At 61.9% G+C, this 12,046-nt stretch carries 10 protein-coding genes; 5 read left to right on the top strand and 5 right to left on the bottom strand.

The genetic code is table 11. The features are described from left to right. Nucleotides 1-53: 53 nt before the first annotated feature. A complete protein-coding gene (locus tag LDO54_RS15520; protein WP_224011576.1) occupies nt 54-2,264 on the bottom strand; it encodes a TonB-dependent receptor in 2,211 nt (736 codons plus the stop codon). Between the two features lie 738 nt (nt 2,265-3,002). Between LDO54_RS15520 and LDO54_RS15515 the strand changes: the two genes are divergently transcribed. Both LDO54_RS15515 and LDO54_RS15510 read left to right on the top strand, forming a co-directional pair. Continuing rightward, a complete protein-coding gene (locus LDO54_RS15515) occupies nt 3,003-4,139 on the top strand; it encodes a porin (RefSeq protein ID WP_224011575.1) in 1,137 nt (378 codons plus the stop codon). A gap of 486 nt (nt 4,140-4,625) precedes the next feature. After that, complete coding sequence (locus tag LDO54_RS15510) at nt 4,626-5,639, top strand: zinc-dependent alcohol dehydrogenase family protein (protein ID WP_224011574.1); 1,014 nt, start codon at nt 4,626-4,628, stop codon at nt 5,637-5,639. Between the two features lie 73 nt (nt 5,640-5,712). On the opposite strand, the gene LDO54_RS15505 is transcribed toward LDO54_RS15510, so the two are convergent. Further along, entirely contained in the window at nt 5,713-6,021 is a 309-nt protein-coding gene (locus LDO54_RS15505; protein ID WP_224011573.1) for a DUF4148 domain-containing protein, read from the bottom strand. Nucleotides 6,022-6,349: 328 nt separating this feature from the next. On the opposite strand from LDO54_RS15505, the gene LDO54_RS15500 reads away from it, so the two are divergent. Further along, the gene (locus tag LDO54_RS15500; protein WP_224011604.1) at nt 6,350-6,556 is read left to right on the top strand and encodes a hypothetical protein; all 207 of its coding nucleotides are present in this window, start codon (nt 6,350-6,352) and stop codon (nt 6,554-6,556) included. Nucleotides 6,557-6,594: 38 nt separating this feature from the next. On the opposite strand, the gene LDO54_RS15495 is transcribed toward LDO54_RS15500, so the two are convergent. Both LDO54_RS15495 and LDO54_RS15490 read right to left on the bottom strand, forming a co-directional pair. Further along, nucleotides 6,595-7,326 carry a hypothetical protein gene (locus LDO54_RS15495; protein WP_224011572.1) on the bottom strand — a complete coding sequence of 244 codons (732 nt, stop codon included), beginning with the start codon at nt 7,324-7,326 and terminating at the stop codon, nt 6,595-6,597. A gap of 188 nt (nt 7,327-7,514) precedes the next feature. After that, entirely contained in the window at nt 7,515-9,059 is a 1,545-nt protein-coding gene (locus LDO54_RS15490; RefSeq protein ID WP_224011571.1) for a transglycosylase SLT domain-containing protein, read from the bottom strand. Between the two features lie 380 nt (nt 9,060-9,439). On the opposite strand from LDO54_RS15490, the gene LDO54_RS15485 reads away from it, so the two are divergent. Further along, nucleotides 9,440-9,949 carry a hypothetical protein gene (locus tag LDO54_RS15485; RefSeq protein WP_224011570.1) on the top strand — a complete coding sequence of 170 codons (510 nt, stop codon included), beginning with the start codon at nt 9,440-9,442 and terminating at the stop codon, nt 9,947-9,949. Here LDO54_RS15485 and LDO54_RS15480 read toward each other — a convergent pair. Further along, entirely contained in the window at nt 9,909-10,817 is a 909-nt protein-coding gene (locus tag LDO54_RS15480) for a sensor histidine kinase (protein WP_224011569.1), read from the bottom strand. The two genes, LDO54_RS15485 and LDO54_RS15480, sit on opposite strands and share 41 nt — an antisense overlap. Before the next feature lie 430 nt (nt 10,818-11,247). On the opposite strand from LDO54_RS15480, the gene LDO54_RS15475 reads away from it, so the two are divergent. Further along, complete coding sequence (locus LDO54_RS15475) at nt 11,248-11,820, top strand: hypothetical protein (RefSeq protein WP_224011568.1); 573 nt, start codon at nt 11,248-11,250, stop codon at nt 11,818-11,820. The last annotated feature ends 226 nt before the right edge of the window (nt 11,821-12,046 follow it).

The following is a 12,046-nucleotide window of genomic DNA, read 5'->3' as shown; positions in this document are numbered from 1 at the left end:
TGGGCGCGCGCATGCCGCATAGCAGCTATGCGCGGCATGCGCGATGGCTCCGCTTAGAAGTCCGTCGTCACCGAGAACCAGGCCGTGCGCGGCTCGGCCTGCGTCAGATAACCACCGAGCGCCGACGACCAGTACGAGCGATTCGCGAGATTCGTCACCATCACGTTGAAGCTCGTGTCGTGCTTGAGGATCTGCGTCTTGTAGCGCGCGCCCACGTCGAAACGCGTCCACGACGAGATTTTCTGCGTATTCGCCGTGTCGAGATACTGCGAGCTGGTCCAGATCGCGCGGCCCATCAGCGTGAGACCCTGCACCTGCGGCACGTCGTATTCGAGGTTCGCGTTGAAGGTCCACGCCGGCACGCCGATCGGACGATTGCCCTCTTCCGAGGCGTCGCCGGTGTCGATCAGCTTGGCGTCGATATACGACACGCCGCCGATCACGCGCAGGCCCTTGAGCGGCTCGCCGTACATCGAGAACTCCGCGCCGCGATGGCGCTGAATGCCGTCCGCCGCGTAAATGTTGGTCACGCTGTTCGTGTACGCGACCTGCTGCTTGATCTGATAGATCGCGAACGCCGTGCCGAAATGATTCGCGTCGTACTTGATGCCCGCTTCGTACTGTTTCGCGCGATACGGGGCGAGCACCTGGCCGACGTTGGCCGCCGTGCTCGGCGCGGTGCCGCCTTCGACGAGGCTTTCCGCGCGGTTCGCGTAGATCGACAGATTCGGCTGGAGCTTGTAGACGAGACCGAGAATCGGCGTGGTCGCCGATTCGTTATAGGCCGAGTCCTGCGTTTCCGTGCCGTATCCGTAGCCGTTTTCGACGATGTTCTGACGACGCGCGCCGACCGTGAACAGCAGGCGGTCATGGAAGAAGCCGAGCGTGTCCGAGACCACGAAGCTGCGCATCAGCGTCGTGCTCGTCAGGCCCGGATCGGAGAAGTCGCCCGCGCCATACGTGGTGCCCGGGATCGCAACCGTCGCCGTGTTGTAGAGGCTCGTCGACCACGGCAGGCCGTAGCTCCAGTTATAAGCGCCGTATTCCGCGATGCGTTCGATCTGCCAGCCCGCATTCACCTGGTTCGAAACCGGGCCGAGATTGAACTTGCCGCGCACGCCCGTCTGCGCCGAGATCGCGTTTTCCTTGAACAGCGTGTTCATCCGATACGCCGTCGTCGAGCCCGCATCGTAGGTGGGCGTCTCGTACTGCCCGAGTTCGGTCGTATGACGCGCGCCGACGCCCGCGTAAACGGTCCAGTTCGGCGCGATGTCGTATTCGCCGCGCAGCATGCCGACCGTGTCTTCCTGCTTCGAGTAGGACCACGGTTGCCCGTAGTTGTAGCTGGCCGAAGGCGTGGACGGCATCTCGTCGCCCGTGACGAACACGCCCGGACGGCCGCCCGTGATGTTGTTCTTCTGATAGAGGAAGTCGGCGTTCAGGCGGAACTTGTCGCCGCGATAATCGAGCGCGATCGCGGTCTGCTGCGAGTGGCTGTCCTGATTCTGCACGGCCGTGCTGCCGCCCACGATGGTCTGGTTCACGCGAATGCCGAACTGGTCGTTGTCGCCGAAGCGGCGGCCCACGTCCACGTGCGTGCCGAGTTCGCCCGACGCGCTGCCTTCCACGGTCACGCGCGTGATGGGTTTGTCGTCGGCGACCTTGGTCTGCACGTTGATCGTGCCGCCCACGCCCGAGCCGCCAGGCGCCGCGCCGTTCACGAACGCGCTCGCACCCTTGAAGACATCGACGCGCTCGATCGCGCCCGTGTCGACCATCTGGCGCGGCGTGAGGCCGTAGAAGCCGTCGAGGCCCACGTCATCGGAATAGACCTGGAAGCCGCGGATGATGTACGTCTCGGAGAAGTTGCCGTAGCCGAGCGCGGTGCGCACGGCCGGGTCGTTCGCGACGACATCGGCGACCGTCTGCGCCTGCTGGTCCTGAATCAGCTTCGACGTGTAGCTCGTGACCGAGAACGGCACGTCGAGCATTTTCTGCTTGCCGAGCACGCCAATCGACGCGCCGCTCGCCACCTGCCCGCCCGCATACGCCGGCGCGAGGTCGCTGGGCAACGCGACGCGATCCGCCTTCACACTCACGGCGGGCAGCACCGACGACGACTGGGCGTTGTCCGTGCTGCTGGTGTCGCTCGTCGTGGCGTCGGCGGCATAGGCCTGCACGGACAGGCTCGCGAAGGCGATGGCCGCGGCGGCGAGCGGCGCCAGGCGAAACGCCTGCGCGGGTGAGGAGTTGGTTCGGTTCATTGTTGGTTATCCGCAGCGTGGTGGCGGGTCGATTGACCCAATGTGCATCAAAGGCCGCGATGATAACTGCAAATGAGAATGATTCTCCTTGCGGTTTGTTAGATTCGGAGGAAGCCGTAACTCGCAGTAAGAATTCAATGCGCTACGATTCGCCGCGCGCGCACGGGACCAGCCGGTGGGCCTTGTGGGACAAGCGTCTGCGCGAATCAGCGTCTCGATCAGCACGTAAACGCGCGTAAAAATTCACGACGATACGAGATGCCGTCACCTGTTGCGCCACAGTCACAGCGGCCGCTGCATCCCGCAAGCGCGACGCGCATTCGCGCTCTTGCCACCCTCTTGCAGCCCTCTTGTATCGCTCTCCCGGCTCCCTGAAATTTGATTGAAAAGCGCCGTCGAAATCGCGCGGCCGATTGGTTCATTTCGAATAGCGAGCATTTCCTGTCCTTATTCGTTTTTCGCAATAATTCGTAATCTCGATTAACGAATATTTCGGGTAAAAGCACGTGAAATTCACGCATCGACGATGCTTTCGTCTATCCACCTACGCAGAAAACTCCCTTTGTTTACGGCGTATTTCTATCGAAAAGCGCAATCACGTAATAAATGGGAATAAGAACGAACAATCGGTGATATCAATCGTGGCGCACAGGCCACAAGCGTAAAAAACAATTTTGTATATCGCGTTATGCTCCGCGCTCGCTCTCATCGAGCGAATAACAATTCCATGGAGTAACGATGAAAAAGACTACCCTTTCCGCTCTCGCAGTCGCAGTCGCCGGTTTTGCCAGCGTCGCCCACGCACAGAGCACCGTCACGCTGTACGGTTTGATCGACGCAGGCGTTGCCTATAGCAGCAACTCGGGCGGCGCACACCAATTCGAAGCCGCGAGCGGCCTGCTGAACGGCAGCCGTTTCGGCCTGAAGGGTCAGGAAGACCTCGGCGGCGGCCTGAAGGCGATCTTCACGCTTGAAAGCGGCTTCAGCGTCATGAGCGGCGCACTCAAGCAGAACAGCCGCATGTTCGGCCGCCAGGCATTCGTCGGCCTGTCGAGCAACCAGTACGGCTCGCTCACGCTCGGTCGCCAGTACGACAGCGTCGTCGACTATCTCGCGCCGCTCGCACTCAACGGCACGCAATACGGCGGCACGATCGCCTCGCATCCGTACGACAACGACAACCTGAACAACTCGTTCCGTATCAGCAACTCGGTCAAGTTCCAGAGCGTCGATTACAACGGCTTCAAGTTCGGCGCCCTCTATGGCTTCTCGAACGAAGCTGACGGCTTCGCCGACAACCGCGCTTACAGCGTGGGCGGCTCGTACGCATTCGGCGGCCTGAAGTTCGGCGCCGGCTACCTGCAGGTCAACGGCTCGGGCTCGAGCAACTCGAGCGGCGCGGTCAGCAGCGACGCCACCTTCACGGCAGGCCGCCAGCGCACCTACGGCGCGGGCGTGAACTACGCGTTCGGCGCAGCGAACGTCGGCTTCGTCTTCACGCAGACGCAACTGAGCGACGCGTCGGCGATCAGCTCGGGGAACTCGGGTACGTCTGAGGGCCTGGCGCTCAACGGCAGCGCGCGCTTCACGAACTATGAAATCAACGCGCGTTACAACCTGACGCCGGCGCTGACGTTCTCGGGCGCATACACGTACACGGACGCGAGCCTGAAGGGCGTCGATCCGAAGTACCACCAGATCACGCTGCAGTCGGACTACGCGCTCTCGAAGCGCACCGACGTGTACGCGGAAGCGGCTTACCAGCACGTGAGCAACACGGGCGACTCGGGCATCGGCGCGGATATCGTCGGCTTCTCGGCATCGTCGTCGAGCTCGCAGGTCGTTGGCACGGTCGGCATCCGTCACCGCTTCTGATCTGAGCCGATCTGATCGGTAACGATCGCACCATGAGAGTCGCCCTGCGCGAGCGATGACCTCGCTCGGTAAGGGGCTTGTCGAGCGTGCCACATTCCATGTGACGCCCGCGATTCGACGACCCGGTTGCCTTCCTGGCAACCGGGTTTTTTATTTTCACGGCGCTTTGAATTGATTCGGTATCCCTGGCGATTCGATTCAGATATTGAATCGATTTCAGCGCTGCGGCCATCATGGCATCCCGCTTCCCGGCAACGTGTCACCATACGGTGCGTTGCGGGTTCGCTCACTTCTCGTCCGGCCCCGCGAGGGCGGACACACTGGCGAGATTCCATGCGAATGAATGCTATCGTCTGGCCGGAAGGCGATACGCCCGGCTTCACCGATAACGCCTGAAATACATCACACCCAACCCAATCCGATGATCAACGGTCATCAAGACGGGCTCGGCGGATTCGTTTCCGTCGTGCGCAAGGAGCAACAGACATGAAAGCGATCGTGGTTCGCGCACCGGGCGGTCTCGACCGTCTGGAACTGACCGACCTGCCCGATCAGGGCCAACCGGCAGCGGGTGAAATCCGCGTGAAGCTGCACGCAACCTCGCTGAACTTTCACGATCTGCTGGTCGCCAACGGCGGCATTCCCACCGCAGACGGACGCGTGCCGATGGCCGACGGCGCGGGCGTCGTGGAAACCGTCGGCGCGGGCGTCAGTGAATTCAAACCCGGCGATCACGTGGTGTCGTGTTTCTTTCCGCAATGGCCTGCCGGTCCTGCGTTTGCCGACGTCGGCCATTTCCAGGGCACGCCCGGCGACGGCATCGACGGATTCGCCGCCGAATACGCGGTGCGCCCCGCGAGCCCATTCACGCACGCGCCGCGCGGCTGGCGCCATGCCGAATCTGCCACGATCACCACCGCCGGTCTGACCGCATGGCGCGCGCTGGTCGGCGACGGACAATTGAAAGCGGGCGACACCGTGCTCACGCTCGGCACCGGCGGCGTGTCGATCATCGCGTTGCAGATTGCCAAGGCGATGGGCGCGCGCGTGATCGTGACATCGTCGTCGGATGAAAAACTCGCGCGTGCGCGTGCATTGGGCGCGGACGACGGCATCAATTACCGCACGACGCCCGCATGGGGCAACGCCGCGCGTGAATTGACCGGTGGCCGTGGCGTCGATCATGTCGTCGAGCTGGGCGGGCCGGGCACGCTCGCGCAGTCGATCGATGCGGTGCGCGTGGGCGGCCATATTTCGCTGATCGGCGTGCTCACGGGCCGTCAAGGCGATGTGCCGACTTCCGTGCTCATGGCGAAACAGGCGCGCCTGCAAGGCCTGATTGTCGGCAGCCGCAAGCAGCAGCAGGATTTTGTCGCCGCATTGGAGCAGACCGGTATTCGCCCGGTTCTGGACCGCAGTTTCGGCCTCGAACAACTCGCCGATGCGTTCCGCTTTCAGGAAAGCGGTGGTCATTTCGGCAAGGTGGTGGTCGAGTGGTGAAGGCGTGACAGTCCATTGCGGATTGCATCGAAGCCGATGCGGGAGCAATCAGTCGGCGCTGATTACCGGTAAATCACTCCGGCGGCAAATTCTGGCAGTCCGTTTCGCGCCAATGCGCGACGAGGCGCTGCGCCTCGTGCAAATCGTCCGGGTAATTGGGATCGTCGTTCCATGGCGACGGGTCGTAGCCGGCCTTCCTCAGCGCCGAAAGCTCGCTTTGGCGCTGCGATTTGGTCGGCGACGAATGGCTGCTTAACGCGGCCAGATCGCGGCATTCCGTGGGCGTCAGATGCGGCCCGGTTTGCTGCACGGGCGCGGCGCATCCCGCGAGCCAAAGCGCCAGCACCGCAAACGTCGAACCCTTTCCCGCAAAGTTTTTCATAGCGCATCTCCACGCGTCCGACTAACGCGGCGCAAGCGGTGCGAAACCGCCGGTCGGGCGCGAATATCGCGTTCACTTCGCATTCATTTTGCCTGAGTCCGGGCAAGCGCATGATCATCGCCGCCCGACCTTCTCACTGCACTGACCGGCCGCGCTCGCGCCCCTCATCGCGATGAGGCTAGGACCTAAGTCCGATTGACTCGAACGCCCTACGTGGCACCCTTCGACATAGCAAACCACCGCCCGACACACCATTCAACCCGCTATAGAGATCGCCATGCAATCATCAAGCCTGAAATTCGTGGTTGCGCTGTTTTCCCTGGTCGCGATGGCGTCGTCGCAAACCGCCTGGGCAACCGAGCAGGCCCAGCAGCGGCGCGCGGGACGCGACGTCCGCCAGGACACGCGGCAGGGTTCGCGTCATACCAAGCAGGATTGCCGCGCGGCTAACCAGAAAAGCAACTCGCAATGCCGCCAGGACAAGCGGGACACCAAACAGCAAGGTCGCCAGACGGCACGCGATATCAAGTATTGACCGTCTGTTAAGCGACTATTGAGCGACCGCGCCGGACCTCAACGTCCGCCGTGACGAACCAGCGCATCCATGGCGCGAAGCACGACCGGATCGGCGCGCGGCCAGTCCGATGTCGCGCCGGCAACCGTATTGCCCCCCATCGCGAAGATCCGCGTGCTGCGCCCGCCCGCACCACGCGGCGTGCGTCGCGCGACGTGCACTTCGTCGCAGGCCAGCATGGACTGAAGCGCGCCCTGCACTTCGCGCACGGCCGCACCGAGTTGCTGTGCCACTTGCGCAGCGGTCAGTTCGCGCCCGTCCGCCAGCAACGCCGCGATGTCGCCACTCAGGCGCGGCTGCACCGTGCCGTGTATCGCGGTGTTCGCTTCGTCTGCCTGAACGTGGCGCGCGAGCGGACGGGAGTGAGCGGGCGCGAGATCGACCACGGCCAATTCAGCGGGATCGCTGGCGTCTTCCTGGTTCGTTAAACCGGCATTTGTCTGATCGTCGATGCCCATTTCGCGGCGCGCACGACAGCGCTGATCCAGAATCAGGCGAAAGAAACGGCTGGCGAGAACGCGCTCGATATCCACGACATCGAAACACGTACCGAGTGCGCGGCCCACCGCTTTCCAATCGTCGAGCGTGCCGCTGTCGGCCAATACGAATGCCCGTTGCCGGATCGTTTCGTGGCGGGCGCCCTTGTCCACACTCTCACACTTTTTCATATCACCTCTCGCTGACGACGCCCCTGCGGCCGTTACGGGTGATCGCGCCGAATCGCGCTGCATCGCGGCGGGGCTTTACGCGCGCCGCCTCCGGCTTGCATGGCAATGCCTGAACGATGGTTGAACCATGAGCGTAACCGCGAGATATGGCTGGCGCTATCGGACTTTCGTCCGATGCGCAGCACGGATTTCTCGTTGCATGCTGTTGAACGCGCGGCGCTATTTTTTAAAAACGTTTCGCTGTCCGCCAATCAACTCTTCAACTGCTGAACCGCGCGCGCACGGCTGGCCTGCGCATCCTTGAGAAGACGATACGACGCATAGTATTTGTAGATATTGCGCACATACGTGGTCGTCTCGACGCCGACTTTTTCGGCCACCACGATTTCCACGTTGTTGAACCAGACGTCGGGGTTCAGGCCACGCTCCGCGGCGAGCTTGCGCATTTTCGCAATTGTTCCCGGTCCGGCGTTATAACTGGCGAATGCAAACAGCGGCCGATCCACTTCCGAGAAATGGGCGTCCTGGAAGTAACGGGTCATCAATTGATCCAGATACTTCGCGCCGGCGTGGATATTCGACTGCGCAACCTTGATGTCGCCGACCTTCAATTCCTTGCCCGTGCTCGGCATCAATTGCATGATGCCGACCGCGCCCACGCGACTCTTCGCATTCTGATTGAGTTGCGATTCCTGAAAGCCCTGGGCGGCCAGCATCAGCGGATCGAAATCATATTGCTGGCCATACTTTTCGAAGAACGCCACCGTCTCCCTGAAACGCACCAGTTCGGCCGATTCCGTATTGTTGTGAATCTGCTTGATACCCTGCATATACTGCTTCAGCCGAACCTGCGCCACGCTTTGCTTCGTGATGAAATTGTCGTAGAAGGTGCCGATCGCCGCCTGAAGCTGCGGGCTCTGCTTGCGAATCGCCCAGCCGATCTTTCCGCCCTCGCGCACCGCGATGTTTTCGTGCACCTGAATCTGCGGCAGCATTTGCGCCCACATGCGCGCCTTCCAGTCGTCGACCACGATAATCTGCAGCAGACCGACGTTGAGCATTTCCATCGCATCTTCATCTTCGAGCGCGTCGGGCAGCAGCACGATCTTCATCGGCGCCTTGCCTTCCTTCTGGAAGCGGCTGTTCAGGGCCATCAGGCTCTCGTAATAGCTGCTGGAACGGCGCACGTGGACTGTCTTGCCGCTGAGGTCGTCGAGCTTCGATAATGCCGGCGATTTCGGCCCGGTCAGCACCAGCTCGCGCGTGGGTTTGAGCCCATGAGCCGTGACGAAATCCACTTCCTTCTGCCGACTCGCCGTGACGGTCAGATTGCCGGCGGCGATATCGCCGAGACCGTCCTTGAGTCCAGGTAGCAGCCTGTCACGCGTCGTGGGAATCATCACGACCGTGATCGGACGCTTGCCGAGACGATCGGCGTAAGTCTTGTTGATGTATCGATCGAAATCGCGCACGAAGTCCGCGGTCAAACCGCGCTCGTGGCCTCGGTCATTGAAATACAGCGTGCGGCTGAAGGGCACCAGCACGCGTATCACCCGGCGTTCGAGCATGGCGTCGAAATCGCCGCGCCACGGCTTGTTGGTCAGATCGATGCCGCGCGGCGCGCTTGCGGCAACGGGCGCGGATGCCGTCTGCGCCGATGATGCCGACGACGCCGACGTTGCAGATGCCGGTCGCGCCGGGGAGGTTGGAGAAGCGGCTGAGCAAGGCTTGCACCCCACGCAGAGTGCAATACCTATGAGCGCCGACAGGCACCACGCGCGAGCGAAACACATCATTCACACCATTTTTGTCCGGCGCCATGACCCGGAAGCGCCGTCGGGGATTACTGTTCACCCGGGCATAATCATCTGAGCTATCGGCGCGTTCGGCGTGCCTGCTTCGACACTTAAAGCATAGTTGCGCGCGCTTGCGGTTCAAGGGCTTTCAGTGTGTTGGGTGGCGCGGCACGCTCCCGTCGCGCGCGAGAAAAACCGGCGCGGAATTATGTGGCCTGTTCAATAAGAATGGTGGACGCGCGAGCGCGCTGCATTTCCCTTTGTGCAATTCATGCAACGCGCTTTGCTTTCGCGCGAGCGCGCCACTACATTAAGCACACTATCCGCGCAATCCACGCCTGTCATGCGCATCACATCGGCCGCCGGGCAAGGACGACACCATGAGTCACCTGCTTGCGAAGATCAAGGAAGAGGCGTTGAAGGCGCTGCCGCCGACGCTGTTTTTCTTCGTCATCCTTCATATCGTCGCGCTTATCCGATCGTTGATGGTCAAAGGCACGGGCCTTGAGATTCCGACCTCGGCATCGGTCCTGATTGCATCGCTCATACTCGGTAAATCCGTGCTGGTCGCCGATATGCTGCCGTTCATCAACCGCTTTCCCGACAAGCCACTCGCCTGGAACGTCGGCTGGAAAACACTGATGTACGCGCTCGTTGCGCTCGTCGTGCATTTTCTGGAGCGGCTTTACGATATCTGGAAAGAATCGCCGACGCTTGCTGCAGCGAATCAGGCGCTGTTCACGGACATAAACTGGCCGCGCTTCCTGGCGGTCCAGATCCTGCTCGTCACGCTGATTTTCAATTACTGCGTGATTGCGGAACTCTCGCGCGCATTCGGACGCGGCAATCTCAAGCGAATGTTTTTCGGTCCCATGCCGCGTCGCGATTAAAGCCGCGATTAACGTCGCGATTGAAGTCTCGATTCAAATCGCCATCGGTCATCGCATCGGCACACGGCAGCCAGATCGCGAAGGCCGTGCCGCCGCCTTGCCGGGCGATCACCTCGATCTGGCCGCGATGCGCTTCGACGATCGAGCGGACAATCGACAGCCCGAGCCCCATGCCGTGCGGCTTCGTGGTGTAGAACGGTTCGAACAGCCGTTGCGCCGATGTCGCGTCGAATCCGCAGCCGCGATCGGCCACGGTGAATTCGACGCCGTGCGCGACGGCTTGTGTCGCGAGTGTCAGCACGCGGCTCGATGCTTCCACACCCTGCATGGCGTCCATCGCATTGATGGTGAGGTTGAGCGCCACTTGCTGAAGTTGAACGGGGTCGCCCATGATGCTGGCGTCGGCGGCGTCGAACTGCGTTTCGAGCCTGATGTCGCGCCGTTTGGCTTCCGGCGCGATCAGTTTCAGCGCGCCGTCGAGCGTGGCGTCGAGCGCGAGCGGGCCGAACGCGACGCCCTGCTTTTGCAGCAAGCTGCGCAGGCGCTGCACGACTTCATTGGCGCGCAAGGCGTCGCGCTTCACGTCGGAGAGGATTTCCCGCAATTCGTCGGCGTCGAGATTCGATGCCTTGATCAGCAATTCCGCCGCATCGGCATTGCTCAGAATCGCGCCCAGCGGCTGCCCGACTTCATGCGCGATCGATGCGCTCAATTCGCCGACGGTGGCGAAGCGCGCCGCACGCGCAAGTTCGTCTCGACGCGCGACGACTTCGGCTTGCGCGCGACGGCGGCTGCGGCGCTGCGCGAGCAACGCGACGATCGTCACGGTCTGCGCCAGCAACACGGCAAGCGCGGTTGGATTGCGCATTCGATGCTCCGGCGTTTCACTATTTGCAATTGCGCGAGTCAGATCGCGAAAGAGAAGGCATCGACGCGTCTGAGTGATGCGGCGTACGAATTTGGCCATCAGATCCAAGCGGCAGCGTTTAATCGCGCGCCTGGATTTCGTGACGCCCTGCCACTGCACCCCGCCTGCTTACCGATGCTTACACAGATGTAAAGCGTTATAGCAATTTATCAAACCGTCTGGTTCGAAATTGCGCGAGACGAGCGAAAAACGCCCATCCTGCATAACGCCGAATCGAAAATGCGACATGACTGATCGCTGAAATCAATAAAGGCAAGCTGAATTCAGTTAACTGAAATAATCACAAAAACGCGCCGTATTGATTGCGCAGCACTGGACTGATCCGCGCCGGCAGCCCCAAAATGACGCCTCGCTCATCAGGATCCGCCGTGTGACCGCCCTGCCATTCGCCATCCTTTCGGCCACTTTCGCGGCCTTTACCGCGACGAATATGGATTCCGCCGCGCTCATGCTGGGGTTTTCGGCCTCCGCGAAGCCATTCAAGCTTTTCGCCGCATTCGTCGTGACTGGCGCGGGCGTGGTGGCCGCGAGCCTGCTGATCGGCCTCGCGGCCAGCAGCGTGGAGATGCCGTCGCGTTACTTCGGCGCGATTCCCCTCGCCATCGGGCTCGTGCAACTCGCACGACAATCGCGGCGCTCGCCGCGCGATGCCGCGCCCGTCCAGCCCGTCGTGGCCGATACGCTCTCGATGGGCGTGATGATGGCGGCGTTTCTCTCCGTGAGCACCGACAATCTGCTGATCTTCTCCGCCGTGCTCGCGAGAAGCGGACCGGGCGGCACGGACGTCACGCCGTGGATCTGCGCGATGCTGGTCGCGCTCTATCTTTTGATGGGCTGGCTCGGCGCCTGGGCGGGCAACCGGCTGGCGCGCCTGAGCGTGAAATTGCGCGCGCTCGCGCCCGTCATTACCGCGTGCGTCGGACTCACGACGCTGCTCGCCTAAGCTCGCCTCGATTCACCTGGCGCGCCGCTCACGCGGTTAATTCCGCCGCCGTCGATTTCGCTTTTCACGCGCGTGAGCATGCGCGCGAGCCAATCGGCCTGCGCGTGCGGCTCTCCACATCATCAATGATTTGGATTGCCAATCAATTTTCCAGCATCGCCTCACGCTGCTCCCCCTGCCACCGCGCCCTCCTCCACCCTCCCTACGGGCATACCCTGGCATTGAC

The sequence above is a fragment of the Paraburkholderia tropica genome (genome assembly GCF_914484835.1).
GTDB lineage: Bacteria > Pseudomonadota > Gammaproteobacteria > Burkholderiales > Burkholderiaceae > Paraburkholderia > Paraburkholderia tropica_A.
The sequence above is the reverse complement of the archived record's forward strand: the minus strand, read 5'-3'. Positions and strand labels throughout refer to the sequence as shown.